This window comes from Neptuniibacter sp. QD48_55 (assembly GCF_047778115.1).
GTDB lineage: Bacteria > Pseudomonadota > Gammaproteobacteria > Pseudomonadales > Balneatricaceae > Neptuniibacter.
The window spans coordinates 281,551-307,437 of the sequence record NZ_CP180555.1 but is presented as its reverse complement, the minus strand read 5'-3'; the positions used below and the strand labels follow the sequence as shown (position 1 = coordinate 307,437).

Here is a 25,887-nt window from a genome sequence, read left to right as displayed (position 1 = left end):
TTTTTGTAAGGATCTATTGTGAATAACCAACCTATTCTCGCGTTTATCGGTGCTGGCAACATGGCCCGCGCTATCATTGGCGGTCTAATCAGCAATGGCTACCCAGCAGAAAAAATCTGGGCCAGCGAGCCTGAAGCTGAACGTCTTGTCGATTTAAAGGCACAAGGTCTGAAAACAACGACAAATAACAACGAAGCTGTGCAAGCGGCTGATGTAGTGGTCCTCGCAATTAAACCACAAATTTTAAAAACCGTAACGGAATCAATTGCAGATAGCATACAAAGCTCGCAACCACTGATTGTTTCAGTTGCAGCCGGCATTATGACTACTAGTATCGATAAATGGTTAGGGGGAAACAGTGCAATTGTTCGTTGTATGCCAAACACCCCAGCACTGGTAAAGACTGGCGCTAGTGGACTGTACGCCAACGCTAAAGTTTCCGCCGAGCAACGCCAACAATCCGAAACTATTCTAGATGCTACAGGCATTACATTGTGGGTAGATGAAGAATCGCAACTTGATGCCGTAACCGCTGTATCAGGCTCAGGCCCGGCATATTATTTCCTTGTCATGGAATCCATGATTGCTGCTGGAGAAAAACTAGGCCTTTCAAAAGAAACTGCCACTCAACTAACGCTACAGACTGCTCTTGGAGCGGCTAAAATGGCGAAAGAGAGTGAGTTTGACCCAGCGGAACTTCGCCGACGAGTGACCTCTCCTAATGGTACAACTGAGCAAGCGATCAAGCGTTTTATCGATGGCCAACTTCCTGAGCTTTTTGATGATGCAATGAAAGCATGTAATGATCGTTCCGTAGAACTTGCCGAAGAACTAGGCAAAGATTAACAGCAAGGTTCAACATCGCACAGCTACACTCTATACTGCGTGAAAGTTGAACCTAACTATACTTGTTTTACTAACAGATCAACAACATAGGAATTGATATGGCACAGGATCCAATCGTTTTGATAATCCGCATGCTAGGTGAAATGTATGCGTTCATTATTATCTTGCGTTTCCTTTTACAGTTGTCCCATGCCGACTATTACAATCCGATATCTCAAGCGATTGCCAAATTGACAAATGTACCTGTAGTCGCAATTAGTCGCGCTGTACCTCGCATTGGCAAATTTGATGCGTCGGCATTGCTCTATGCAACAGTAGTTAAACTCGCGACACTATTTTTGATCGTGATGGTATCGGGAATGGACATGCCCAACATTGTTCACCTTCTGGTACTGGCGCTTGTGGGTGTTGTTAATGGTATTCTAGAGATCTATTTCTGGGCAGTATTAGGCTCAGTTATTATCAGCTGGGTGGCGCCTGGTAGTTATCATCCTGGCCCACAATTGATTCAACAAGTCACACAGCCTCTATTTAAACTTGTGCAGAAGGTGGTCCCACCTATAGGTGGTTTAGATTTGTCACCTATATTTATTTTCCTTGCGATCACAATCATACAATCCCAGTTAGGCCGATTTGTTTACTAACTGATAAAGCAGAGCATTTTCGTTCGCTCTGCTCTATTTCATTGTTTGATAGCGAGTTTTTACATTAATCGCTTGGACAAATACGAGCTTGTGACGTAAAAACTCGTTAAAATAGGTTAACTTGATTAACTTGTAAGATCATTTTACTGAGATACCTAAGGTGACAGATTCAACTTTCATTTCTCTTAGTCGCGTACTCATCTTCTATGAGATGTGAGGCTCGACTCCTCTAGCGCATCTAGCGCTCCGTTTCGTTGTGTAATTTGAAAAATGCTGTTTTAGAGTCGAGATTAGAAATGCCTGCTGTTATTCCTGAAGATTCCGTTGGAATTGTTACTCCTGAAATTATTGAATTTAATGAGCCATTACAGCTTCAATGCGGCCGCACATTAGATAAATACCACCTTATCATCGAGACCTACGGTGAGCTCAATAAAGATCGATCAAATGCGATTCTGATCTGTCATGCTTTGTCTGGTAACCACCACGTTGCCGGCTATCACAGCATGGATGATAAAAAACCGGGCTGGTGGGATAGCGCCATAGGCCCCGGTAAACCAATCGATACCAATAAATTCTTTGTTATCGCGTTAAATAACCTAGGTGGCTGCCATGGTTCTAGCGGTCCTAACCAGATCAATCCTGAAACCGGCAAACCTTATGGCCCTGATTTCCCGATTGTTACAGTCAATGACTGGGTTGAAAGCCAAGCGCGTTTGGCGGATCGCTTCCGTATCGAGCAGTTTGCCGCTGTTATTGGTGGAAGCTTGGGCGGCATGCAGGCATTGCAGTGGTCAATCAATTATCCTGATCGCCTCCGTCACTGCATGGTTATCGCAGCCGCACCTAAGTTATCAGCACAGAACATCGCCTTTAACGAAGTCGCTCGCCAAGCGATCAGCAAAGACTCTCAGTTCCATAACGGTCATTACTACGAAAAAGACGAAGTACCTAAAGTCGGCCTAATGCTGGCCCGCATGTTAGGTCATATCACTTACCTATCAGACGACGGCATGCGCAGTAAATTTGGTCGGGAGCTTCGTTCAGGACAGATTAGCTACGATTTCACACCACAGTTTGAAATCGAGTCTTACCTTCGCTATCAAGGCGAGCGTTTCTCGACAGCATTTGACGCTAATACATACTTGTTGATGACTAAAGCGCTGGATTACTTCGATCCAACAGTGGATAGCGGAAAAAGCCTTCCAGAAGTACTAGCGCAAGCAAAAGCAAAGTTTATGGTGATCTCATTCACTACGGATTGGCGCTTCTCTCCAGAGCGCTCACGCGAGATTGTGGATGCGCTAGTAGAAGCAGATAAACAAGTAAGCTATGCAGAAATTGAAGCTGCTCAGGGACATGATGCGTTCCTAATCCCTATTCCTCGCTACTTAGACATCTTCTCTGCTTATATGGAGCGAGTTGAACAGGATACTGTGGCACTAAAAACAGGGGAGAAAAGCTAATGCGCGCTGATTTAGAACTTATCAAAGACTGGGTTGAACCTGGCAAGCGCGTGCTTGACCTTTGTTGTGGTGACGGTGAATTACTGCACTATCTGCAAACAGAGAAGAACGCGACCGGCTACGGTTTAGAAATCGGCCAAGACAATATCACCGATTGTGTCCGCAAAGGCGTCAACGTTATCGAGAAAGATATTGAGGAAGGCCTTGCCTCCATCAAAGACAACACCTTTGATACCGTCATCATGACACAGGCTATCCAAATCATGATGCGTCCGGATCAAATCGTTGATGAGATGCTACGTATAGGCAAAGAATGTATCGTCACCTTCCCAAATTTCGGTCACTGGCGTGCACGTGGATATTTGGCATTCAGAGGTAAAATGCCAGTATCCAAGTTCCTACCCTATACTTGGTATAACACACCCAACACACACTTCTGTACGTTTAATGATTTTGAACAACTCTGTGTTGAACGCAATATCTACATCATGGATCGTACCGTTGTGGATAATGAACACCAACACCGGTGGTGGATCCATCTCTGGCCTAACATGCTGGGTGAAATTGCCATCTACCGGATTACAAAATAAGTGAGGCATATAATGAATCGCTTAAGCAAATGGACATCAGCTTTATTTTTGTCATTAATCACACTCATTAGCCAACCCGTTCTGGCTGAGCAGTTTGTGAAATATGACAACTACGAGATCCACTATAACGCTTTCTACAGCACCTTTATTCAACCTGATGTAGCTCAAGCTATTGGCATCCAACGTAGTAAACGTCGTGCTCTGGTCAATGTATCAGTTTTGAAAATTGAGAATGGCGCGAAGAAACCTGTATCAGCGTTTGTAAAAGGCAAGGCTACAAGCTTGATTCAACAATCGCAAAATCTCGACTTCAAAAAAGTCGATGAAGGCAATGCGATCTATTACATAGGTCAATTTGGTTTTACTGATGATCAAGTGATGCGCATATCTCTAGAAGTACAGCCAGACCCAAACAAACCTGCTTATACTGTGAAATTTGAACAACGCTTTTACGAAGAGTAAGCCCTAACAACTCACAAAAAGGCGCATTCTCAATGCGTCTTTTTTATTTTCAGTGCGGTGAAAGAATGATTAATAAAATTGTGCTCGCCAGTGGCAACAAAGGTAAGTTGAAAGAGTTTAATCAAGTTCTGGCAGATTTAGGTGTCGAAGTTGTACCTCAATCTGAATTCAATGTTAGCGATGCCGATGAGACCGGTCTAAGCTTTGTTGAAAACGCCATTCTAAAAGCACGCCACGCAGCTGAAGTTACTGGGTTACCTGCACTAGCTGATGACTCAGGCCTAGAGGTAGATGCCCTTCAAGGCGCTCCGGGCATCTACTCAGCGCGTTTTTCTGGCGAAGACGCCACTGATGCTAAAAACAATGAGTTACTTCTAGAAAAGCTTGAAGGTATTCCTAGCGAACAACGCAGCGCTCGCTTTCGCTGTGTTCTAGTCTTTATGCGTCATGCTAACGACCCAACCCCATTAATCTGTCAGGGTAGCTGGGAAGGAACAATTCTCGAACGAGCAAGTGGAAGTAACGGTTTTGGGTACGACCCGCTGTTCTGGATTCCTGAACTGGAAAAAGCATCAGCTGAATTAGCACCTGAACAAAAGAATAAGCTCAGCCACCGTGGCCAAGCAGTTCAATTGCTGAAACAAAGCATCAAACCTTACTTGAAGTAACCGTTTATGAATCTACAGCTGCCACCATTATCTCTTTATGTACACATCCCCTGGTGTGTGCGTAAATGCCCTTACTGCGATTTTAATTCTCATGCTCAGCGCGATGAACTGCCTGAAACAGAGTACATCCAGTGCTTATTGGATGACTTAGAGTCCGAAAAACACCTCGCACAAGGGCGGAGCATACAAACAATCTTTATTGGTGGCGGCACTCCCAGCTTGTTCTCCGCAGATAGCTTTAAAGCATTACTGCAAGGGATTCACAATATTATCCCGCTAGAAAAAGATGCCGAGATCACGCTAGAAGCTAACCCTGGCACTTTCGAGCAAGATAAATTTGTTGGCTATCGAGACGCGGGTATTAATCGACTCTCAATCGGCGTGCAAAGCTTTAACGATCAGCATCTCGCCAAGCTCGGGCGAATACATAACTCTGAAAACGCTATTAAAGCAGCCACATTAGCGCGTGAACTCTTTCCTAAGTTAAATCTAGACTTGATGCATGGCCTTCCTGACCAAACACTTGAAGGCGCATTGAGTGATTTAGAACAAGCGATAGCATTACAGCCTGATCATCTATCTTGGTACCAGCTAACCATTGAGCCGAATACAGAATTTCACTCTCGCCCTCCACTACTTCCTATCGATGACACTCTGTGGGAGATCCAAGAACAAGGGCAAGCGCTTATCCGCTCCGCAGGATACAGCCAGTATGAAATTTCCGCCTATGCTAAATCGAATGACAACCGAGCCAAACACAATTTAAATTACTGGCAATTTGGTGACTATCTAGGCATAGGTGCAGGCGCACACGGCAAGATCACACTTACAGAACAAAACAAAATCATTCGCCGTTGGAAACAGAAACAACCCAAAGCCTATATGAACCCAGCAACAAGGCTAACAGGCGACACTGAAATAAGCCCAGAAGAGCTTCCTTTCGAATTTATGCTCAATGCTTTGAGACTCTATCACGGGGTTCCTTCCGACCTGTTTCCACAACGTACAGGCCTGCCCCTATCAACCATTGAGCAATCATTGACTACCGCAAAGCAGCAAAAGCTTCTAACAAAAAAGCCCAATACACTTTGCCCAACCGAGCAAGGTCGTTGTTTTTTAAACAATTTACTCGCTTTTTTTATGCACTAAGTAGTTTTACGGTTCGCAAACAAGATCATTTGTACTAACTTTAAGAATGAAATTGGATTTTTTGCCGACAGGGATAGGTCAGCTCTCAAATTTTATTCCTAGGCGCAGTTAAAATGACAATAAAATTTAAACTAACGGCATTGATCGCGTTCATTATTATTTCGATCGCATCGATGTATGGCATGCTTCATTTCGCAATCACTAACGTTTCCAGTTTAAAAGATGCTGAAACTGAAGTAAGTAACCTTGAAAGCAGTATGCTGACCCTCCGACGTCATGAAAAAGATTTTTTAGCACGTGACGATATCAAGTACCTAAAACGCTTTGACGATACCGTTGCTGCTTTCCAAGCCGAAATAACCACTCTTGAAGAGCACTTAGACCACGCCGGCATTCCTCACGAAAAAACTAAAGACCTACATATAGTCCTTGAGACTTATGCCGATAATTTCCATCAGTTAGTGAAATTGAAGCAGGAGATCGGTTTATCTCACAATGAAGGCTTGCGCGGAGAGCTTCGCAAGGCAGTACACGGTGCAGAAAGCAAAGTAAAAGAGCTGGATAATTACCACTTGTTAGCCGATATTCTGCAATTACGCCGCAATGAAAAAGACTTTCTAATTCGTAAAGATCTTAAATACCGCAAAAAGTTTGAGGCAAACTTTGAGAAGCTGAGTAATGATCTAGAAACTGAGTTATTCAACGAAAATGATATTACTGAAACTAAACAACTATTATCTGTTTATCGCACAAAATTCCTTACTCTAATCGATAATTACGAAAAGCTTGGCCTTAACAGTAAACAAGGTTTACTGGGCAATATGCGTAAATCAATCCACAAATCCGAAACGCTGTTAGAAGAACAAGCTGCCGAAATTACAGAACGCTTAAATGCTGAAATTGCTTCCATCAAACTACTCTCAAGTATTAAAGCGCTCGTTATAGCGGGTATTGTTTCTGCGATTGCTCTTTGGATTGCTAACAACATCATTTCGCGTTTACGCATCCTTCAACAAGTAATGGGTAATGCTAAAGAAAACAAAGACCTAACAGTACGCTATCAAGTTGTTGCCAATGATGAATTGAGCGATATGGGGCGTAGCTTTAATAGCATGATGTCCGAATTTCAGGCCCTGCTCGAGCGAGTAAACAACTCCTCATTACAATTAAGCGCTGCAGCTGAGGAAGTATCAGCTATAGCCGTTGAGACCTCTCAAGGCTTAGAAAGTCAAAAAGCTCAAGTGATTCAGGTATCCGCCGCTGTCCAAGAGATGGAAAGTGCGATGAGAGAGATCGCTCATAACACGGAATTGACTGCGCAAACTGCGAACCACTCACAGCAAAGCGCTGCTGAAGGGCAACGCATCATCAGCCATGCAATTGAAAACATTAATAATCTGGCAGAAGGTGCCAGTCAGAGCACCGAGGCTGTCGCTCTGTTAGAAGAAAACGGTACCAAGATAGGTACAGTACTAGATGTTATTAAAGGCATTGCCGAACAAACCAACCTACTTGCACTTAACGCTTCAATAGAGGCTGCTCGCGCAGGCGATCATGGCCGTGGTTTCTCAGTCGTTGCCGATGAGGTCCGAGGCTTGGCTGGTCGAAGCCAAGAATCCGCGACTGAGATCGATGTCATGATTAATGACCTACAGCAGCAAACAGGCAAAGTATCCAACCTAATGATGCGCAGTGTCGAAGTCAGTGCGCAAAGCGCTGAAGAAGCAGGGACTAGCATCAGCGCTCTGGATAAAATCATGAATGACGCTACCAATATTGTAGATATGACTTCTCAGGTGGCAGCGGCTGTAGAACAGCAAACTGCCGTAGCCGGTGATATCAACAACAATGCTGAACAGATCCAAACCATTGTCGCTGTAGCCAGCGAGCAAGTTGGTCAAAATGCTGAAGCGAGTGAAGAAGTAGCCAAACAAGCAGCTTACTTACAGCAGATCGTCGGTCAGTTTAAGGTTAAGTAATACTTTAAAGAGTTATACGGTTGTGAGCTTGCTGATTAATTTCAGCAACTCGCGCCGGTAACTCGCTTAAACAAGATACCTGAGCAGACGCAATGTGTGATTTATCACCCGATTGTAGATTAACCCAGATTGTCCACAACCCGACAGCTGCAGCGCCTTCAACATCATGCTCATGATTGTCACCCACATGGATAACCTGCTCCGGTCGTAAACCTGTGTGCGCTAACATCTGTTCAAACATTAATGGATGCGGCTTCATCTGCCCGACATCGTCTGCTTTGAAATGGAAATCGATCAGGTCTGCAAGGCCCACTCGATGGATATCAGCATTACCATTACTCAACGCGCCCAACTGATAGCCTTGCTGCTTTAATTCCGATAAAACTTCACGTGCATGTTCAAAAAAGACCACTTCCTGACGCGCTTGAATAAACACTTCAAAAGCTTGAGCAGCCAAGGCTTCTACTTCATCCGCACTGTAACCCGCTTTTCGTAAACCATACTTCAACTGTTCCATACGAATCAGCGTTACACTATGCGCAATCTCTGGAGCATCTTCTAAAACGATCTGACGCAAAGCAGCAAGATCATGTAACTTGTAATGCTGTAAAAATGCCGATGCATGCTCAGATATCCAAGCAAACATCGTTTGGTTTGCATGCTGGATAACAGGGTCTACAGCCCAGAGAGTATCGTCTAAATCAAAGGTAATGCAGCGTATCATTTCTGGCTCTTTTTCCGTGCGCGAGGGTGAGCACCTTCGTACACTTTCATTAAATGTTGGAAATCTAAGTGAGTGTAGATTTGTGTTGTGGATATATCCTCATGTCCTAAGAGCTCTTGTACGGCACGTAGGTCACTACTGGATTCAAGTATATGACTAGCAAAACTATGACGGAGTCTATGCGGGTGAACTTTACCATTCACACCTAGATATTTACCCCAATAGTCCATCCGCTGCTGCACCGAGCGAACCGTAATACGGCTACCACGCTTACTCACAAAGAGCGCATTCTCATCATAGCTAGCCAATTCGTGACGCACATCTAGCCAGCGATCTAAGGCTTCAAGTGCCTTCCGCCCTATGGGCAACTCACGTTCTTTACGGCCTTTACCTACAACTCGCAGACTTCCCTCTGAGAGGTCTAAACTATATAGATCTATTGCCACCAGCTCTGAGACACGCAGTCCAGATGAATACATAAGTTCCATCATTGCGGCATCACGAGCAGATATATTATCGGTTACGGGTACATCGAGCAGCGTTCCCATCTGATCAACATCGAGTGTAGAGGGTAACTTACGCGTTGATTTAGGCGCTTGAACGGCTGCAGCAGGATTTTGTTCTACGACCGATTCTCGAGAGAGAAAATTATAGAAACTACGGATAGCTGAGAGAGAGCGCTGAATGCTGCTACCGGCCAGATCTTTACGGTGTAGTTGCGCGACGTACTGACGAATATGTTTAACCTCAACCGAAGACCATTCAGTCAGTGATTGTTGCTCAGTAAAATCGAGTAGTTTGTTGAGATCGCGACTGTAATTATCGAGGGTGTGAGGAGAGAGCTGGCGTTCAGTCGCTAGGTAATGAAGAAACTGCTCTAACAGCGCTTCTTTCAACTCTCTCCCCTATCTTTCTTTAGTGATCCTGCTGACGCAGAATACGAGAAGCTACGCGGCTTAATACTTCACCAACATAGCTTAGCAATACTGTTCCTTGGCTACTGGTAAAATAGTTTGCATCGAAGCTACCAATTGCCAATAAACCTAAAGTTTCGCCCTGTACTAAAGGTACAACTGCAGCGGATTGAACTTTGATAGCTTCATCACCAAAAATGAATTCATTTTCAGCATCAGACAGACGTCCACAGCTCGGCAGATTAGTCCCGACCAAACTATCAATCACTGCCGCATCTTCACGCAATGTCAGGCGCAGGTTATTCACATCTAGAGGTTTGCTCGTGAACAAGATCAACGCTGTGCTATCGCTAGCAAAGTCTTGGCATAAACTTTCATCAATCGCGACAGCGATATCATCCAGCGTTTCAGCTTCCAGTAATGCCAATACCATACGTTTAGTCTTTTCGAACTGCAGATCATTATGTCGTGCAATGTCGATCAGATCAGAAAGGTGCGCTGTTAGGTTCTGGTTTTTTTCACGCAGAACCGTGGTCTGACGCTCAACCAAAGAGACAGCTCGACCTGTTTCATGAGGTACGTGTAATTTTTCCAGTAATTTTGCATTACCTGTGAAAAAGTCAGGGTGTTGCTGGAGGTATTCCGCTACCTGAGCTTCGCTAATCTGTCCTGTTTCTTCACTCATACGAAGATCTGTCCTTCATAAACCGTTGTTGCTGGCCCTGTCATAATAACGGGATGGCCTTCACCCTGCCACTCGATCTCAAGATCGCCACCAGGAAGATGAACTGTCACAGGCATATCGAGCAGGCCTCGCAATTTTCCTGCAACAACCGCGGCGCAAGCACCGGTACCACAAGCAATCGTTTCACCAACGCCACGCTCAAATACACGCAAATTAACTTCATTGCGCGCCAATACCTGCATAAAACCGATATTCGCTTTTGCAGGGAAGCAGGTATGAGGCTCTAGCACTGGGCCTAGTGTTTCTACTGGCGCTGTTTCGGTGTTATCCACAACCAAAACACCATGGGGGTTACCCATAGATACCGCACTTAATTCAACTGTTTCAGCTGCGCCTTGATGGTCAACCTCAACAGGGTAAGTAATTGCTTGCTGGTCGGCCGCAAAAGGGATCTCTGAAGGCTGCAATATAGGCTGACCCATATTGACCTCAACTCGCTTATCTTCGCGAATTTTCAGGCACATACGGCCATTAGCCGTCTGCACGACAACTGCAGACTTACCCGTTAAACGCTTATCGCGAACAAACTTGGCGAAGCAACGAGCACCATTACCGCAATTTTCAACTTCTGAACCGTCTTGGTTGAAGATACGGTAACGGAAATCCACATCTGGATCTGAAGGTGGTTCAACGATTAATAGCTGATCGAATCCAACACCAAAGTTACGATCACCAAGCTTTTTTACCAGTTTAGGCGTAACTTTTACGCGCTGAGTCACTAGATCCAGCACCATAAAGTCATTACCCAAACCGTGCATTTTGGTAAAACGGACTAACATCAATAACCCCTAGCGATCCTTAGGTAACAGCTGCTCACCCTTAACTAGGTCAGCCAGAGTTTCACGCTTACGAATCAGGTGGAATTGATTGTCATCTACCATCACTTCAGCAGGACGACCACGGCTGTTGTAGTTAGATGCCATAACAAAACCATAAGCACCTGCAGAACAAACGGCAAGTAAATCACCCGCATCTAGCGTTAGCGCACGATCTTTACCTAAGAAGTCACCCGTTTCACAAACAGGACCTACAAGATCCCACTGTTTTTCTTCACCACCTTCGCGCAACATTACCGGAACAATCTCCTGATAAGCGCTGTATAAAGATGGACGGATCAAATCATTCATTGCACCATCAATGATTGCGAAATTTTTCTCGCCCGTACACTTCAAAAACTCAACACGAGTCAGCATTACACCGGCATTGGCCGCGATAGAACGACCAGGCTCAAAAATCAGCTCAAGGTCACGACCTTCAACTTTCTTAAGAACTTCAGAAATATATTCTTGAGGCGTTGGAGGCACTTCATCGGTGTAACAAACACCTAGACCACCGCCCAAATCCAAATGCTTAATTGTAATACCTTGCTCAGCTAACTGATCTACTAGTACCAATACACGGTCGAGTGCATCTAGGAATGGAGTAACTTCCGTTAGCTGACTGCCGATGTGGCAGTCCATGCCGACAACATCAACATTTTCCATCTGAGCTGCGCGACCATATATGCGTACAGCTTCATCAATATCGATACCAAACTTATTCTCTTTCAAACCTGTAGAGATATAAGGATGGGTACCTGCATCTACATCTGGGTTCACACGGAATGAGATCGCAGCCACTTTGCCTTCAGCACCAGCGACTTCGTTTACACGCTCAAGCTCAGCTTCTGACTCAATGTTAAAGCAACGAATACCGACTTCAAGAGCACGCGCAATTTCTGCTGGCTGTTTACCAACACCAGAGAAAACCACTTTGGAAGCATCGCCACCTGCACGTAGAACACGTTCTAGCTCACCGGCAGATACAATATCGAAACCAGCACCTAGGCGCGCAAGTACATTTAGCACTGCAATGTTGGAGTTAGCTTTTACGGCATAACAAACTAATGAGTCATGCCCTTTTAATGCATCTGCGTATGCTAGATAAGCACGCTCAAGTGCATCACGAGAATACACATAGGTTGGTGTACCAAACTCTTCGGCAACACGTGTTAAAGCAATTTCTTCACAGCAGAGCTGCCCATTTTTATATTCGAATGAATCCATGAAAATTCTCTTACTTCTGCTGTGACTTTTTCTGATTTTCTGCATCAGGCAGATACAATGGGCCTTTCTGGCCACACCCACCCAGTACTAACATACTAAGCAGGACAACTAATCCAATTCGTTTGGTCTGCGTTTTCACAGTGGGAATCCCATTAAACGGTCTAATGCGTCGATTATACCTAGTTCACAGAGATTTCATAAAAACGTTTTTCATATCCAAGCAGATATAAGGAAAAAACTGCCTTTTAATCCATAAATTTGGGAGTTAATGAGAACCATTCTTCGGCTTTTAGCTATTGCTTGATATACTTCGCCTCTATAAACACGATTTCAAGGCAACTACGCCGGAGTAAACATGACTGAAAGCGAATTTAACGATCTGGTTGATGAAACATTAGAACAGATTGAAGAAGTGCTAGATGATGCAGAAACCGATATTGATGTTCAGTTCGGCGGTGGAATTTTAACGATCATCTGTGAAAACCGCACTCAGCTTATTTTTACCCGTCAGGCTCCGGTTAAACAACTATGGTTGGCAACCAAGAGCGGTGGTTTCCACTTTGACTATGATGAAAACCTTAACAGCTGGGTTTTGGATAGCGACGGCCAAAAGCTTGAAGATTTCTTCGGCAAAGCCTTTGCTGAACAAGCGGGCGAAACTCTGACGTTTGATCTAACTGGAGCTTAATATGTCATTTTCAAATGCGCTACAACGCCACTTTGACACCTTCAACCAGTTAGACAAAATTGCTGCTGATAGCCAGCTCCTGGCCGTTCAAATAGAGCAATGCTTCGACCAAGGCGGCAAATTGATCTTTATGGGCAACGGTGGTAGCGCAGCCGACAGCCAACACCTAGCAGCTGAGTTTGTTGTACGTTACAAGGCAGAACGTCGTCCACTGGCAGCGATAGCACTTACGGTTGATACATCGATTCTTACCGCTCACAGCAACGACTACAGTTATGATTCTGTTTTCACTCGACAGCTACAAGCACTAGCCAAACCTGAAGACTTGATTATCGGCATTTCGACTTCAGGCAACAGTGCTAACGTCATTGATGCGATTGAAGCGGCGAAAGAGATCGGTTGCACCACTTGGGCTTGGACAGGCTCTCATGGCGGTAAGCTAAACGATATTGCCGACCACCTAATCCGCGTACCATCTGATGAAACAGCACGCATTCAAGAAGCCCACATTTTTGTAGGCCACTGGTTGTGCGAAGAGATGGACAGACGAACCACTAGCAACGCCTAATGGTTCGTCCGCATTAATTTCTATTAATGCAGACCCGCTCAGTCAAGGCGTATAAACGATCCAATGCGCCTTGATTTTCCTTCACAAATGCCTGACCTAACTCGCCAATTCTCTCTCTTTCAGCAGGCGCTTGTATCAATTTCTCGATCTGTTGCAGCAATGCCGTTTCATCTTCGACTACAACCAACCCACCAGATTCGCGTAAAGAGTCGCAAATAATTTGGAAATTAAAGAAGTATGGCCCCATAACAACGGCTTTCTTTAAAACTGCTGGCTCCAATGGATTATGCCCACCGCGCTCAATTAAACTACCGCCAACAAACGCAATATCAGCCGCCGCTAACAGTTTCATAAGCTCCCCCATAGTGTCGCCAAGATACACTTGAGTTTTAGGGCTCGGCTGTTGACCTAAGCTACGACGCGCCAACTTAAAGCCTTGCTGTTTTATAAGCTCCGCAACTCCGTCAAATCGTTCTGGGTGGCGAGGGACAATGACCAACAATAGCTCTGGTGTGCTCTCCAGCAGCTTGTGATATACATTTAAGATCGCACTTTCTTCGCCTTCATGCGTACTTGCAGCAATAAAGACCGGTCGATCCGCACCCCACATTTCTCGTAGGGCTACAGCCAAACGTTCACTCCCTTCTGGAGCTGAGACATCAAATTTGATGGAACCTGTTACCTCCAAAGCGCTCTTTGGAAGACCTAAATCCACGAAGCGCTGACCATCAACGCTATTTTGCGCAGCTATCTTAGTGATCTGCTTTAGCATCTGATCAGCCATATTGCTGAAACGAGCGTACCCCTTTGCAGATCTTGCAGATAAACGTGCATTTGCCACTAACACAGGCACATCGTGTTTGGCACAACCTGCAATCATGTTTGGCCATAATTCCGTTTCAACAACCACACAACTGCGCGGTTTCACTTTGGAAAGAAAACGATTGATCGCACAAGGCGCATCATAAGGACAGTAATAGTGAGTCACGCTATCACCGAAGGTGTCTATGATTCGCTCCGCGCCCGTTGGTGTCATAGTAGTCATCACAATGGGGAGCTGCGGATAGCGGGCTTGTATCAGTTTAACGAGAGGAATAATCGCCAGTGCCTCACCGACAGAAACAGCATGAATCCACAAAGGGCGATCGTCAAAAGCTGGCGATTGGAAAAACCCAAGTCTCTCTTGCCAACGCTGGCGATAAGCGGGCGCTTTACGCCCTCGCAACCATAACTTCAGCAAAATAAACGGTAGAGCGATATAAAACAGGCAAGTATAGAGAGTGCGATTCATAAAAAGTGAGCACGCCAGTCGACAATAAAGTCACCTAGTATAACACGCATCGGCTAGCTCCTAAGCGCCCCCATGCTTATAATGCCATCTATGAATACACTTAAACTTGATCTCGTAATCGTGGGCGGCGGCGTTGCTGGCCTTTGGCTTCTCAATAGAGCAGTAAAAGATGGCTTGAATGCCATTTTGCTGGAAAAAGACACCTTAGGAGGCGGACAGACCATCCGCGCACAAGGGATCATTCATGGCGGTACCAAGTATGCTCTAAACGGCGTACTGACCCAAGCATCCAATACAATCAAAGAGATGCCGCAACGCTGGCGTGATTGCCTAAATGGCAACGGCGAAGTAGACCTCACTTCTGTAGAAGTTCTATCTGAAGCTCACTATATGTGGTCTAAAGGCTCTTTAGGCTCTCGCATGACTACCTTCTTTGCGACCAAAGCCTTTCGCGGACGTGTTGAAGAGGTATCAAAATCAGATCGCCCTAAAGTGTTTTCTAATTCCAAATTTAAAGGGTCTCTCTACCGTTTGAATGAGCTGGTATTAAACGTGCCAACCGTGATTGATGCACTAAGAGCACCTGTTGAAGATCGCATATTCAAAGCGGATCTCAACCAAGCTGAAATCCAGATTCAGGATCAACAGATTCAGAGCATCGCCTTTGAGGAGCATAACCTAACACTGGAAACTGCTCAGTTGGTGCTGACCTCTGGTGAAGGCTACGAATCTATTGCTAGTCAATTAGCGCTCGAGCAGCCTGAGATGCAAAAACGCCCTTTGCATATGGTGATGGTCAAGCACGACCACAATTTGCCTACGTTTGCCCACTGTATTGGTACTGGCAGCAAACCAGTAGCAACGATTACTACTCACCCTTGCAGTGATGGTAAACAGGTTTGGTACCTTGGCGGCGATGTAGCTGAAACCGGGTTAGATCGCTCTCCATCTGAACAGATTCAATTTGCTAAAAAAGCTATTTCAGATCTTCTCCCTTGGGTCGACCTTTCAGATGCGCAATGGAGCACATTCCATGTCAATCGTGCTGAACCAAAGCAATCATCTCTTTCAAGGCCCGATTCTGCTTTTGCACAGAAAGTCGGCAATTGCATCGTGGCTTGGCCAACAAAATTAGCGCTATCGCCTGATTTAGCCGATCAAGTGTTACCTTTATGTAAGAAAATATCATCTGATACTGACCTTTCGCCTCTAAGTGCACTTCCTAAGCCAGAAACCGCACAGCCTTTATGGGAAAGTGAGTTTTGATTAAACGAGAACTAGCGCAAACGGGTTTAAAGATCTCACCCATCGGCCTAGGCACTGTAAAAATCGGTCGTGATAAAGGCGTCAAATACCCAACAGGATTTACCATCCCTGATGACAAAGCAGTGCTTGATTTAATCGCACAAGCTAAAGATTTAGGCATCAACCTGATCGATACAGCCCCTGCTTATGGCAATAGCGAAGAGCGCTTAGGGCCTCTGCTTGAAGGGCAACGCAACGACTGGATTATCTGCTCAAAAGTTGGTGAAGAGTTTGACAATACGACTGGTGAATCCGGCTTCAATTTCACACCGGAGCATGTGCAATACAGTGTCGAGCGTAGTCTTAAACGCTTACACACTGATTATATTGATATGTTACTGGTTCACTCTGATGGAAATGATGTAGAGATCATCCGCAAGTACGGTATTTTGGATGTTCTAGAGGAGTTAAAACAGTCAGGCAAAATCCGTGCGACCGGAATGTCGACTAAGACTGTTGAAGGCGGATTATTAGCTTTAGAGAAATCTGATTGCGCGATGGTGACCTACAATTTGAACCATCGAGATGAAGAAGCCGTGTTGGACTATGCAGCCCAAAACAATAAAGGAATCTTACTTAAAAAGGCACTCGCTTCGGGTCATATCTGCCTAGATCAAAGCCAAGACCCTATTCAAGCAAGTTTTGACTTTATTTATGCCCATCCTGGTGTGACATCAGCCATTATTGGCACAATCAATCCTAAGCATCTAGCGAGTAATGTGAACGCGGCGAATACCGCGCTCAGTAAACTTGCGATCTAAACTAGCTTAACCAGAGTGCGATAGCCGACTATTCGTCGCTATCGCCCTGAATTTTCTCAACAATTGCTGTAGTAGAGCAGTTATCTAGGAAGGAAAGCACTCTAACCTCACCACCATAACTACGCACAAACTCACCGCCAACAACACCTTCAATGCCATAGTCGCCGCCTTTGACTAAGACATCAGGCTTCACCTGTTCCAGCAAACGCTCTGGGGTATCTTCAGTAAAGTACAGCACCCAATCGACCGCTTCCAAACCAGACAACACTGCCATACGACGCTCAACCGGATTAATAGGCCGACCCGGTCCTTTTAAACGACTAACTGATTCATCACTATTGATAGCTAAAACAAGGCGATCACCTTGCGCTCGTGCTTGTTCAAGGTAACCAACATGACCCGCATGTAAGATATCGAAGCAACCATTAGTAAATACAATACTCTCGCCAGCTGCACGCGCATCAGCCAGCGCAATCAGCAACTGCTCTTCGGTCACTACACCGCGCTCAGCACCTTGCTCTTTAGTCACTGCACGACGCAGTTCTGGCGCACTGATAGCCGCAGTACCCAATTTACCAACAACAATGCTCGCTGCGATATTAGATAAAGCCACAGCATTAGTGAGCTCCTCACCCGCCGCTAAAGCTGAAGCAAGGGTAGATATAACGGTATCGCCAGCACCTGTTACATCGAACACTTCGCGTGCACGTGCAGGGAAATGAACCTCATCGCCTTCAGCAGGAATCAGAGTCATACCATGCTCACTACGGGTCACCAGCAAAGCGTCTAGTTCAAGTTCTTTCGCTAACGCCTGTCCTTTAGAAACAAGTTCTTCATCAGATGCACAATGTCCAACAATGGCTTCAAATTCGGACAGGTTAGGCGTCAATAATGTTGCACCACGATACTTACTAAAGTCACTGCCTTTAGGGTCAACCAGCACCGGTACATTTTCGGTTTTTGCTGCTTTAATTAAACCTTGGCAATCAGATAGAGTGCCTTTACCGTAATCCGACAGCACCAAAACCCCAACATTGCCCAATAAAGGCTCTAATTCTGATTGAATACTTTCGCTGTGTTCAGCAGAGAAAGCCTCTTCAAAATCCAAGCGAATCAATTGTTGGTGACGACTAATAATACGTAATTTAGTGATCGTCGGCTCTTCTTCAGTAATCGAAAAAGCACAGTTCACTCGAGCTGAGGTCAACTGCTTCTGAAGTGCTTCACCCGCTTCGTCTTTACCCACTAAACCAACTAAAGAAACACCTGCTCCTAAAGCGGTCACATTCAATGCAACGTTGGCAGCGCCACCTGGGCGATCCTCATTCTGCTCAACTTTTACCACTGGCACCGGTGCTTCAGGGGAAATTCTTGAAGTCGGCCCATGCCAATAACGATCTAGCATTAGGTCCCCTACTACTAGAACCTGTGCTTTATCAAAACGTGGCATATTGATTTTCATTCAATTTCTCCGTGACTAAGATGCTCAGTCATTTTCAGTAAACTGCTTCTGGTAAAGATCCGCATACATTCCACCTTGCTCTAACAGCTCCGCATGCGATCCTTTCTCCATTATTTGGCCTTGATCCATCACCACTATCTGGTCTGCTGACTCTATAGTTGAAAGTCGATGTGCGATCACCAAGGTCGTTCGCCCTTTCATGACATTTTCTAAAGCAGCTTGGATATGACGCTCTGACTCTGTATCCAAAGCTGATGTCGCCTCATCAAGAATAAGGACTGGTGCATTTCTCAATATCGCACGCGCAATCGCTATGCGCTGACGCTGACCGCCAGATAGTTTGGTACCTTTTTCGCCCACATGTGTATCTAATCCGTCAGGCATTCGCTCAACAAACTCCATCACATGGGCTGCACGAGCAGCGTCTACAATCTCTGACTCGCCGATATCCGAATCGGCACCATAGGCGATATTATCTCGAATCGTGCCATCAAACAGGAAAACATTTTGGGTCACTAATGCGATTTGTGATCGTAAAGAGATCAACTCGTAGTCATCTAGTTTATGCCCGTTTAAAAGAATTGCTCCACTGGTTGGCTCATAAAAACGAGGAATCAAACTTGCCAACGTGGATTTACCACTACCTGATCGACCAACGAGTGCCACTGTTTGCCCTGGCTCCACGTTAAGACTTAGACGATTAAGCACCGGTTTATTTGGCAGATAAGAGAAACAAAGATCTTTAAACTCAAGACGGCTACTTCCTGAATCAGTCTTAGCAACCAAACTTCCAGTGTTTTCTTCTTCGGATTCATCTACTAATTCAAAGATACTCTTAGCAGCAGCAATACCCCGCTGAATTGCACTATTTACTTCGGTTAATGCACGCAGAGGCTTAGCGATTAGACCCGCAGCTATAATAAACGCAATAAACTGTCCAGCGGTCATATCGTTATTCATCATTGGGTGCAGAGCTAAGAAAATCAGGAGGGCTAAGGCACTGGAAACAATAATCTGAACAATAGGAACACTTAACCCTTCAGTGAACGCCAGTTTCAAACTTTGACGCAAATTCTGACCACTAGCTTGCGCAAAACGTTCTCTTTCTTTCTCACAGCCACCAAAGGTACGAACAATTTGAACACCTTGAACATTCTCTGAAGCGACGTGAGTTACATCTCCCATGGAATCTTGAATACGATGACCTAAACGACGAAAGCGCTTAGAAGCGATCATTACAACCAAAGCGATCAATGGGGATACTGCAATAAAGACAAGGGTGAGCTGCCAATTAAGATAAAGCAGATAACCAAAGAGCCCAATTACGGTCATACCTTCACGGACAGTCACTTTAAGCGAGTCTGTGGCCGCATTTGTGACCTGTTCAACATTGTATGATATTTTTGAAAGAATATGTCCTGATGAATTGTTGTGAAAATAGTCTAACGGTATTTGCAGTAACTTATCGAACATTACTATTCTAAGCTGATGCACAATATTACGCGCTACGTAGGCAGTGAAAAAGTTACCCATAAAAGTGCCAATACCGCGAACGATCGCTATGCCAATCACTGCAAGAGGACCATATATATACGTCCCCTCTTTTTCCTCACCAATGGCATCAATCAAGTATTCCATCAACGCAGCAAATCCAGTCTGGGCACTGGCATAGAGGATAAATCCAAAGATGCCCAATAAAAAAGGTAGCCAATAAGGGCGAACATAGGTCAAAAGACGAAAATAGATTTTCATCCCCACACCTTTTTCTTGGTCATTTGTAGACATAGATAGGTATAAATCTTAAGAAATTAGCCCGGCATTATAACCTGACGATCTAACTTCCCCAACCTTCTCTCTAGCTGACAAACAAGGAGACACGTATAATCGCTAGCTTATTGATCAAGATCTGATTGACTGTGAATAAAACTGAATCCTTTTTAGCCCCAAAATACTGGCCAACTTGGCTAGGCGTTATTCTACTTAGAATGCTCGCGTTACTGCCTTTTAAAATGGGTTTAGCTTTCGGCCGTCTTCTAGGTATTGCGCTTTACTATTTACTACCAAAGCGCCGACACATAACGAATGTTAACTGCCAGCTATGCTTTCCTGAACTCAACGAAGCCGAGCGCAACCAATTTGTTCGAGAGGTGTTCAAAAATAACAGTATCGGTTTAGTAGAGACCGCTTGGTCATATTGGGGCAACAAAAAAGCTCTACAAGAGCGCACAGAATATCGCGGCTTTGAATTACTAGATGATGCATTGAGCCAAGGGCGGGGCGTCATCTTACTTGGCGCCCATTATTCTCACTTAGATTTAGGCGGCATGCTCTTTTCTGGACATGGCGCTCCACTAATCTCTATGTACCGCCAACACAATAATCCGTTAATGGAAAAAACAATCCACCAAGGGCGTGCTTCGTTTAGCCGCCCTATTGAGCGAAAACAGTTACGAGAAATTATTCGCTGCCTCAAGAAAAACCAGGTTGTTTGGTATGGACCTGATCAAGACATGGGTCATAAAACATCGGTTTTTGTGCCTTTCTTTGGCCAAACAGCAGCTACCGTGACAGCTACAACTCGCATGGTGAAATTAAACAACTCCCCTCTTCTATCAATGCAACAACGCCGCAAAGAAGACGATTCTGGCTACATTGTAGAAATTGTTCCTGTGGAAAATTTTCCTAGCGGGGATGAAGTTGAAGACGCGACATTAGTGAATTTAGCCGTTGAAGCAGGCGTAAGAAAAGCACCCACACAATATATGTGGGTTCACAAACGATTTAAAACACAGTTAAATGGCAAGGAAAGCCCTTATCAGACATCCTCAACGCAGTAGGACCACAGATGAAATTGCCTTTAAAGATCATTCTAGTTAATCGACTTGCCAAGCTTTTCGGGGCACTGGTGAAAGGGTTTTCTTTTATTTTTCATTTTTTATTTCCGAAGAAGCGCTTCACTATCCCAACGCAGAGCAATCCTTTAGTCAAAGCAAAGAAGAATACACAGATTCCAAAAATCATCTGGCAGACGAACTACACTAACCGTGTAAGCTTACCTGTTTATTGTAATTACCTATTCAATCGTTTGATTTCACCTGATTTTGAATATCGTTATGTCAGCACAGAAGACCGCCTGACGTTTATCAAAGAGAATTCCTCAGCCGATATAGCAGAAGCTTATGAGAAGCTAACTGATGGCGCTGCTCAAGCCGACCTTTGGCGTATGATCACCCTAAACCATCACGGTGGTATATATATGGATATTGATGCTCATGCTGTTTGGCCAATATCTAAAATGATCAACGAGGAAGATGAGGAAGTGTTTCTTCTTAACAAAGAGCATTACACTAACTACTTCATTGCCAGCGCCCCTGAAAATCGTTTCTTAACCAAGACAATTGAAACTATTGTCAAAAACATTCAAGACAGAAACATTGGCCGAGGCGTTTATGATTTGACTGGCCCTGCTGTATTCAATAACGCAATCGGTGAAGACAGCGTCAATCACAGGTATTACAAGATCACTTGTATTCAAGGCAGCTTTACCAATGAGCATTTCCAATATATCGATAAACCGAGAGGGAAATGGACTCACGCAAAGAAAGAAGACCTTCTTAAAGACTAGCTTCGAGCACAGAAAGCCAAAACCTAATACCACCCTTGGAACAATATCAATGAGTAAGCAAATTCTACAACTATGCCTATCTCCCGATTTAGGTGGCCTTGAGCTTTATATGCAACGCTTAAGCTGCTATCTAAATAACGAAATAGGCATTCATGTGGCTGTTGCTCAGAATAGTAAGCTAGCTTCGTCTCTATCTGAAAATGTTGATCTGAAAATGTTGCAGCTACATAGACATGCATGGAAAAATATTTTCAAAAATGCAAAGCAATTAGCTACCTACATAGATACCAACAAAATAGATTTGATTCATTTACATTGGACGAAAGATCTCCCTTTAAGTGTGTTGGCTAAAAAGCTAAGTAAACGTAAGCCCAAGCTCGTGCAAAGTCGACATATGAATATGACGCGCTTCAAAAGTGACTTATATCATCGCTGGCTCTACAAAAATCTTGATCTAATGATTGCAGTAACACAGCAAGTTCAAGAACAAATTACTCAGTACATTCCTCAGGAGATAAGACCGACTGTTGAAGTTTCTTATATCGGTGCTCCGATATATCAATCTTTAGACAAAGCCTCACAAGAAGCTCTGAAAGAGATGTACCAACTTGCTGAAAGCTTTGTGATAACAATCGCCGGTCGCATTGAGCCTGCCAAGGGCCAAGGTCTATTAATTGACGCGTTACAAAAGCTTAATAAGCCAAACGCAAAAGTCATGTTTATTGGCAACCCAATGGACGAAAGCTATCTAGAGCAATTAAAAAAGCAGATTTCTGATAAAGGGCTATCGTCACAAGTTACCTTCACCGGCTTTGTGAATAACGTCCAAGATCTGATGGCTATTAGCGATTGTGTTGTACTTGCAACAAACAAAGAAACATTTGGCATGGTTCTAGTAGAAGCTATGCATACAGGTACTGCTGTCTTAGCCAGTAATAGTGGTGGGCCACTAGAAATAATCGACCACGAACAGGATGGTTTACTGTTTGAGAATCAGAATGCAGATGACCTATCGAAGAAACTCGCTACTTATATCGAGGCTCAAGACCTTAGACACAAACTAGCAGAGTCAGGCCGACAAAAAGCATTATCAAAGTTTGAAAGCCAACAACAATTTAAAGAAGTGCGAGGTTTACTTAACAATATCATCACATAAGTTCTATAGAGCACTCAGACTCGACTTAAGCATGACAAGAAATCAAAATTAGATCTTCATATCAACAGTCTTTCCATTAAAATATACCTCAGTGGTATACCTGCTCTTCGCTTCATAAGCTTTACTTTTGAGGTCCAAGATATAAACCGCAGGTTAGTAAAAAGACAGCAACACCAATATAGAACCGGGACTCAAATGCTAGCTAGCTTAAAAAACATGAACATTTTAAACTTAGCTAGACATTACCTTACAGCTGCAACCTGTGGATTGATTGTTTTTTCCGTAACCTTCCAGAATAGCTACAACTTATTTTTCGCTTTGATTTTTTTCTCATACATATTTTTTATTAGTCCAACAGTACGCCAAAATATTCAACTAAGCCGTATTGAGAAAAGCCTTATCTTCATCATGTGCCTGTATATTGCAGCCTTCATTTTAGAAGTTTTATTATTCGGCGAAAAAGCTCGACTTCTGGATAAACCAGCAAAAGTACTCTTGTTTATCCCCCTTATCCCTCTCCTCAACGTAATCAAACCAGATTATCGTTATTTAGCAAACGCATTCACCGCTGGCTCAGTATTGCTTCTTATCAAAGCTGGATACGATACATATATTCTGGACTATGCTAGGGCAGGAAGTGACATCAACGCGATCCAATTTAGCGCGATTGCAATTGCCATTGCTTCCGCAGCGTTAGCTTTAGTTATCTCAACAAAAAACACCAGACCAACCCTTCTAATTCCGCTTATATACTTGGCTACAGGCGGATTATGGGCAGGCCTTCTTAGTCAAAGTAAAGGAAGTATTATAGTTATTCCGATAATTGCTTTTTTAATTGGCCTTTTATATCTACATGAATTCAAAATCTGCAAATTAAAAGTGGCTGTGGTTTCAATTATAATTCTAGTTCTTTCAGCAACGATACTATATAACAGCTCCATTAAACATCGCTTCCAAAGCTCCTTCGAAAACGCCATTGCCTTTAGTGAGGGTTCAAAGACAAACACATCTAGCGGCATTCGCTTGGGGCAATGGAAGTTGGCATTAGAGGCTGGCCAAATTTCACCAATTTTAGGGATGGGTTTTTCAGCATTCACCGCTTATAAAAATGAACAAGTTCTCGCTGGACGATTCGGTCAAGAACTACTCAAATACGATAATTCACACAATGCTTACGCGAACTCATTTGCTCGCCGAGGGTTAATTGGATTGTTAACTGTCATTCTATTTTTAGGCTTCCCAATCTATTTAGGAATCCGGGCTTGGAGAAAATCACCTAAGGATGTAGCACCATATGCCGTAGCTACAGCATCCTTCGGGTGCGTCTTCTTTATTGCAAATATCACCCAAGAAGTAATCTTCCTAAATACAGGGATTATCATGTATACCGGATTATTGGTCATATTAACCAGTATGCTTGCTGAACGGATTAAGGCAAGTGAATCAGACTCAGCCGAAGAACAACTACCATCTAACCAATGATATAGATTGGACTGTCAGATATTCTGGCAGCCTCTTTATTCAAAGTAGCAGCTGACTTATCCATCAAATGCTTATTTCCCACGCTGATATTTTCTTGCTTCAGATACTCTAACAAAGGCAGTTCTACCTCGTTCCCCCAAAGCACAATCACATCTCTATTTGATTGATTGTTTTTACAAACGAGCTGATATACTTCTCCTTGTTTTTGGTAATGATCTACTTCCACATCCCCCAAAATATCCAACATAGTTTTGTAAACTAAAAAGGCTTCGCGCTTACGCAACCCTTCTCGACTATCGACCAAACCATATCCGGGGGCGATAAGCTGATGCCAGTGGACAGATTCGACTCTCTGGGTAGCCAGAGCCTGCAGATGGTAGCGAAGCAAAAAGTTCGCATAGTCGCTTTCACTTACGCACTCAGCTTCGCTGGTAGGTGCCCACGGAGCAGTATTGGAAAGGGGCCAATTTACTTCTGTTAGCAGTAATTTGCTAGACGTTTTAGGACTTAATCTAGCAATGCTATGAAGGAGCGTAATTTTATTAAAGGTATCAAATACCTTCATTTGTGGATTCTCTGGTGCGCCACGTCGATCTACATAGAGAAGTGCTGCTACCTTATCGAACTTCAATTTAAAGCCGTTAAAGAGAGCTCTAATAAGGTAAGGGTATTCAAAGTCGATAACAGAGGGACCTAATAGCTTTAACCCCTGGAACTGCTGATCTCGAACCGTCTGTACCACCTGATAAAACTGTAAATATTCAGCTACTGAGAAGAAGCCCCACTTAGAACGATTGATAGTAGTTCCGATTTGAAACTGCTTTACTAAAGGTGAGAAAACATCGAAGACTCTGGCAATATCTTTAGCAAGCAGTTGATGATCACCAATATGCTGGCGATCTTGCACTACCACTAAGAGAATCTCTTTCTCTCCAAAACCAGCTATAAACCGAGAATACTCATCGATACGATCCATCTCCGACAGGAAAAATCGTACCTGTAAGCTTTTACAGCCCAGCTCCTCAACCAACGCATATTGCTCTTCCCCTTTGTCCAAATTGACACAAAGGGAAAAGAAATGGGCTGAAGACGACTCCACTTTTCGATTCAATAGCCAAGCGATCAGAGCTAAAGGAAAGACTAAGCAAGATGTCAAAAAGGTAAGCAGATAGTCCTTAAGATGCTTACGTTTCATCCGCTTTTTATAAGTTCTATCAGTGATGATTCGCGGTTGATCGGAATAGTGATCCCACAGATGCAAATCATCATCTGAACTAGGTTTAGGCGCTGGCAAGACGCTCTCCTTCTAAACACATA

At 44.1% G+C, this 25,887-nt stretch carries 26 protein-coding genes; 16 read left to right on the top strand and 10 right to left on the bottom strand.

The genetic code is table 11. The features are described 5' to 3' along the window. Nucleotides 1-18 precede the first annotated feature (18 nt). From proC to ACMXYW_RS01350, 8 genes are all read left to right on the top strand, one after another. Nucleotides 19-846, top strand: a complete 828-nt coding sequence (gene proC / locus ACMXYW_RS01385) for a pyrroline-5-carboxylate reductase (RefSeq protein ID WP_415904957.1) — start codon at nt 19-21, stop codon at nt 844-846. Between the two features lie 98 nt (nt 847-944). Beyond that, on the top strand, nt 945-1,490 hold the full coding sequence (locus ACMXYW_RS01380; RefSeq protein ID WP_415893173.1) for a YggT family protein: 546 nt from the start codon (nt 945-947) through the stop codon (nt 1,488-1,490). A gap of 296 nt (nt 1,491-1,786) precedes the next feature. Beyond that, nucleotides 1,787-2,956 (top strand): homoserine O-succinyltransferase MetX, encoded by a 1,170-nt coding sequence (metX, locus tag ACMXYW_RS01375; RefSeq protein ID WP_415904956.1) that lies wholly within the window; start codon nt 1,787-1,789, stop codon nt 2,954-2,956. Beyond that, nucleotides 2,956-3,546 carry a methionine biosynthesis protein MetW gene (metW, locus tag ACMXYW_RS01370; RefSeq protein ID WP_415893171.1) on the top strand — a complete coding sequence of 197 codons (591 nt, stop codon included), beginning with the start codon at nt 2,956-2,958 and terminating at the stop codon, nt 3,544-3,546. The genes metX and metW overlap by 1 nt, the downstream gene beginning before the upstream one ends. Nucleotides 3,547-3,558: 12 nt before the next feature. Further along, nucleotides 3,559-4,008 carry a DUF4426 domain-containing protein gene (locus ACMXYW_RS01365; RefSeq protein WP_415904955.1) on the top strand — a complete coding sequence of 150 codons (450 nt, stop codon included), beginning with the start codon at nt 3,559-3,561 and terminating at the stop codon, nt 4,006-4,008. Between the two features lie 65 nt (nt 4,009-4,073). Further along, nucleotides 4,074-4,676 carry an XTP/dITP diphosphatase gene (locus tag ACMXYW_RS01360; protein WP_415904954.1) on the top strand — a complete coding sequence of 201 codons (603 nt, stop codon included), beginning with the start codon at nt 4,074-4,076 and terminating at the stop codon, nt 4,674-4,676. A 6-nt stretch (nt 4,677-4,682) separates the two neighbouring features. Beyond that, nucleotides 4,683-5,825 carry a radical SAM family heme chaperone HemW gene (gene hemW / locus ACMXYW_RS01355; protein WP_415904953.1) on the top strand — a complete coding sequence of 381 codons (1,143 nt, stop codon included), beginning with the start codon at nt 4,683-4,685 and terminating at the stop codon, nt 5,823-5,825. A gap of 113 nt (nt 5,826-5,938) precedes the next feature. Then, a complete protein-coding gene (locus ACMXYW_RS01350) occupies nt 5,939-7,804 on the top strand; it encodes a methyl-accepting chemotaxis protein (RefSeq protein WP_415904952.1) in 1,866 nt (621 codons plus the stop codon). A 4-nt stretch (nt 7,805-7,808) separates the two neighbouring features. Here ACMXYW_RS01350 and ACMXYW_RS01345 read toward each other — a convergent pair whose 3' ends face one another. From ACMXYW_RS01345 to lptM, 6 genes are read right to left on the bottom strand one after another with little or no spacing between them, the layout of a single operon-like run. Continuing rightward, the gene (locus tag ACMXYW_RS01345; RefSeq protein ID WP_415904951.1) at nt 7,809-8,528 is read right to left on the bottom strand and encodes an HAD family hydrolase; all 720 of its coding nucleotides are present in this window, start codon (nt 8,526-8,528) and stop codon (nt 7,809-7,811) included. Next, the gene (gene xerC, locus ACMXYW_RS01340; RefSeq protein ID WP_415904950.1) at nt 8,525-9,424 is read right to left on the bottom strand and encodes a tyrosine recombinase XerC; all 900 of its coding nucleotides are present in this window, start codon (nt 9,422-9,424) and stop codon (nt 8,525-8,527) included. Before xerC ends, ACMXYW_RS01345 begins: the two co-directional genes overlap by 4 nt. 19 nt (nt 9,425-9,443) lie before the next feature. Continuing rightward, nucleotides 9,444-10,127, bottom strand: coding sequence for a DUF484 family protein (locus ACMXYW_RS01335; RefSeq protein WP_415893164.1), 684 nt, complete (start codon nt 10,125-10,127; stop codon nt 9,444-9,446). After that, nucleotides 10,124-10,966, bottom strand: coding sequence for a diaminopimelate epimerase (gene dapF / locus ACMXYW_RS01330; protein ID WP_415904949.1), 843 nt, complete (start codon nt 10,964-10,966; stop codon nt 10,124-10,126). Before dapF ends, ACMXYW_RS01335 begins: the two co-directional genes overlap by 4 nt. 9 nt (nt 10,967-10,975) lie before the next feature. Beyond that, nucleotides 10,976-12,232 carry a diaminopimelate decarboxylase gene (gene lysA, locus ACMXYW_RS01325; RefSeq protein WP_415904948.1) on the bottom strand — a complete coding sequence of 419 codons (1,257 nt, stop codon included), beginning with the start codon at nt 12,230-12,232 and terminating at the stop codon, nt 10,976-10,978. A 10-nt stretch (nt 12,233-12,242) separates the two neighbouring features. After that, complete coding sequence (gene lptM / locus ACMXYW_RS01320) at nt 12,243-12,371, bottom strand: LPS translocon maturation chaperone LptM (protein ID WP_415883207.1); 129 nt, start codon at nt 12,369-12,371, stop codon at nt 12,243-12,245. A gap of 216 nt (nt 12,372-12,587) precedes the next feature. On the opposite strand from lptM, the gene cyaY reads away from it, so the two are divergent. Both cyaY and ACMXYW_RS01310 read left to right on the top strand, forming a co-directional pair. Then, nucleotides 12,588-12,920, top strand: a complete 333-nt coding sequence (gene cyaY / locus ACMXYW_RS01315) for an iron donor protein CyaY (protein WP_415904947.1) — start codon at nt 12,588-12,590, stop codon at nt 12,918-12,920. Nucleotide 12,921: 1 nt separating this feature from the next. Then, a complete protein-coding gene (locus ACMXYW_RS01310; protein ID WP_415904946.1) occupies nt 12,922-13,488 on the top strand; it encodes an SIS domain-containing protein in 567 nt (188 codons plus the stop codon). Nucleotides 13,489-13,501: 13 nt separating this feature from the next. Here the strand turns inward: ACMXYW_RS01310 and waaA are convergent, their stop codons facing one another. After that, entirely contained in the window at nt 13,502-14,779 is a 1,278-nt protein-coding gene (waaA, locus tag ACMXYW_RS01305) for a lipid IV(A) 3-deoxy-D-manno-octulosonic acid transferase (protein ID WP_415904945.1), read from the bottom strand. Between the two features lie 90 nt (nt 14,780-14,869). On the opposite strand from waaA, the gene ACMXYW_RS01300 reads away from it, so the two are divergent. Together ACMXYW_RS01300 and ACMXYW_RS01295 are read left to right on the top strand one after the other, a co-directional pair. Next, nucleotides 14,870-16,045 carry an FAD-dependent oxidoreductase gene (locus ACMXYW_RS01300; RefSeq protein WP_415904944.1) on the top strand — a complete coding sequence of 392 codons (1,176 nt, stop codon included), beginning with the start codon at nt 14,870-14,872 and terminating at the stop codon, nt 16,043-16,045. Beyond that, nucleotides 16,042-16,845, top strand: a complete 804-nt coding sequence (locus ACMXYW_RS01295) for an aldo/keto reductase (RefSeq protein ID WP_415904943.1) — start codon at nt 16,042-16,044, stop codon at nt 16,843-16,845. Before ACMXYW_RS01300 ends, ACMXYW_RS01295 begins: the two co-directional genes overlap by 4 nt. Before the next feature lie 28 nt (nt 16,846-16,873). Here ACMXYW_RS01295 and hldE read toward each other — a convergent pair whose 3' ends face one another. Together hldE and msbA are read right to left on the bottom strand one after the other, a co-directional pair. Beyond that, nucleotides 16,874-18,307 (bottom strand): bifunctional D-glycero-beta-D-manno-heptose-7-phosphate kinase/D-glycero-beta-D-manno-heptose 1-phosphate adenylyltransferase HldE, encoded by a 1,434-nt coding sequence (gene hldE, locus ACMXYW_RS01290; protein WP_415904942.1) that lies wholly within the window; start codon nt 18,305-18,307, stop codon nt 16,874-16,876. A gap of 24 nt (nt 18,308-18,331) precedes the next feature. Then, on the bottom strand, nt 18,332-20,059 hold the full coding sequence (msbA, locus tag ACMXYW_RS01285; protein WP_415904941.1) for a lipid A export permease/ATP-binding protein MsbA: 1,728 nt from the start codon (nt 20,057-20,059) through the stop codon (nt 18,332-18,334). 164 nt (nt 20,060-20,223) lie between these two features. Here msbA and lpxL point away from each other — a divergent pair, with 164 nt between their 5' ends. The 4 genes from lpxL to ACMXYW_RS01265 all read left to right on the top strand — a co-directional run bounded on the left by lpxL (nt 20,224) and on the right by ACMXYW_RS01265 (nt 24,570). Then, nucleotides 20,224-21,144 (top strand): LpxL/LpxP family Kdo(2)-lipid IV(A) lauroyl/palmitoleoyl acyltransferase, encoded by a 921-nt coding sequence (gene lpxL, locus ACMXYW_RS01280; protein ID WP_415904940.1) that lies wholly within the window; start codon nt 20,224-20,226, stop codon nt 21,142-21,144. Nucleotides 21,145-21,152: 8 nt separating this feature from the next. Further along, nucleotides 21,153-21,932, top strand: a complete 780-nt coding sequence (locus ACMXYW_RS01275) for a glycosyltransferase family 32 protein (protein WP_415904939.1) — start codon at nt 21,153-21,155, stop codon at nt 21,930-21,932. Nucleotides 21,933-21,981: 49 nt separating this feature from the next. Then, complete coding sequence (locus tag ACMXYW_RS01270; RefSeq protein WP_415904938.1) at nt 21,982-23,088, top strand: glycosyltransferase family 4 protein; 1,107 nt, start codon at nt 21,982-21,984, stop codon at nt 23,086-23,088. Between the two features lie 195 nt (nt 23,089-23,283). Next, on the top strand, nt 23,284-24,570 hold the full coding sequence (locus tag ACMXYW_RS01265; RefSeq protein ID WP_415904937.1) for an O-antigen ligase family protein: 1,287 nt from the start codon (nt 23,284-23,286) through the stop codon (nt 24,568-24,570). Here the strand turns inward: ACMXYW_RS01265 and ACMXYW_RS01260 are convergent. Beyond that, nucleotides 24,560-25,864, bottom strand: a complete 1,305-nt coding sequence (locus ACMXYW_RS01260) for a hypothetical protein (protein ID WP_415904936.1) — start codon at nt 25,862-25,864, stop codon at nt 24,560-24,562. The two genes, ACMXYW_RS01265 and ACMXYW_RS01260, sit on opposite strands and share 11 nt — an antisense overlap. Nucleotides 25,865-25,887: the final 23 nt, after the last annotated feature.

Coding starts and splice junctions, on each gene's coding strand:
- msbA (WP_415904941.1), bottom strand. CDS start 20,059: ATGAAAATCTATTTTCGTCTTTTGACCTATGTTCGCCCTTATTGGCTA.
- ACMXYW_RS01310 (WP_415904946.1), top strand. CDS start 12,922: ATGTCATTTTCAAATGCGCTACAACGCCACTTTGACACCTTCAACCAG.
- cyaY (WP_415904947.1), top strand. CDS start 12,588: ATGACTGAAAGCGAATTTAACGATCTGGTTGATGAAACATTAGAACAG.
- ACMXYW_RS01345 (WP_415904951.1), bottom strand. CDS start 8,528: ATGATACGCTGCATTACCTTTGATTTAGACGATACTCTCTGGGCTGTA.
- ACMXYW_RS01335 (WP_415893164.1), bottom strand. CDS start 10,127: ATGAGTGAAGAAACAGGACAGATTAGCGAAGCTCAGGTAGCGGAATAC.
- dapF (WP_415904949.1), bottom strand. CDS start 10,966: ATGTTAGTCCGTTTTACCAAAATGCACGGTTTGGGTAATGACTTTATG.
- ACMXYW_RS01380 (WP_415893173.1), top strand. CDS start 945: ATGGCACAGGATCCAATCGTTTTGATAATCCGCATGCTAGGTGAAATG.
- hemW (WP_415904953.1), top strand. CDS start 4,683: ATGAATCTACAGCTGCCACCATTATCTCTTTATGTACACATCCCCTGG.
- ACMXYW_RS01275 (WP_415904939.1), top strand. CDS start 21,153: ATGAAATTGCCTTTAAAGATCATTCTAGTTAATCGACTTGCCAAGCTT.
- ACMXYW_RS01300 (WP_415904944.1), top strand. CDS start 14,870: ATGAATACACTTAAACTTGATCTCGTAATCGTGGGCGGCGGCGTTGCT.
- hldE (WP_415904942.1), bottom strand. CDS start 18,307: ATGAAAATCAATATGCCACGTTTTGATAAAGCACAGGTTCTAGTAGTA.
- lysA (WP_415904948.1), bottom strand. CDS start 12,232: ATGGATTCATTCGAATATAAAAATGGGCAGCTCTGCTGTGAAGAAATT.
- metW (WP_415893171.1), top strand. CDS start 2,956: ATGCGCGCTGATTTAGAACTTATCAAAGACTGGGTTGAACCTGGCAAG.
- waaA (WP_415904945.1), bottom strand. CDS start 14,779: ATGAATCGCACTCTCTATACTTGCCTGTTTTATATCGCTCTACCGTTT.
- ACMXYW_RS01365 (WP_415904955.1), top strand. CDS start 3,559: ATGAATCGCTTAAGCAAATGGACATCAGCTTTATTTTTGTCATTAATC.
- ACMXYW_RS01265 (WP_415904937.1), top strand. CDS start 23,284: ATGCTAGCTAGCTTAAAAAACATGAACATTTTAAACTTAGCTAGACAT.
- ACMXYW_RS01360 (WP_415904954.1), top strand. CDS start 4,074: ATGATTAATAAAATTGTGCTCGCCAGTGGCAACAAAGGTAAGTTGAAA.
- ACMXYW_RS01350 (WP_415904952.1), top strand. CDS start 5,939: ATGACAATAAAATTTAAACTAACGGCATTGATCGCGTTCATTATTATT.
- metX (WP_415904956.1), top strand. CDS start 1,787: ATGCCTGCTGTTATTCCTGAAGATTCCGTTGGAATTGTTACTCCTGAA.
- ACMXYW_RS01270 (WP_415904938.1), top strand. CDS start 21,982: ATGAGTAAGCAAATTCTACAACTATGCCTATCTCCCGATTTAGGTGGC.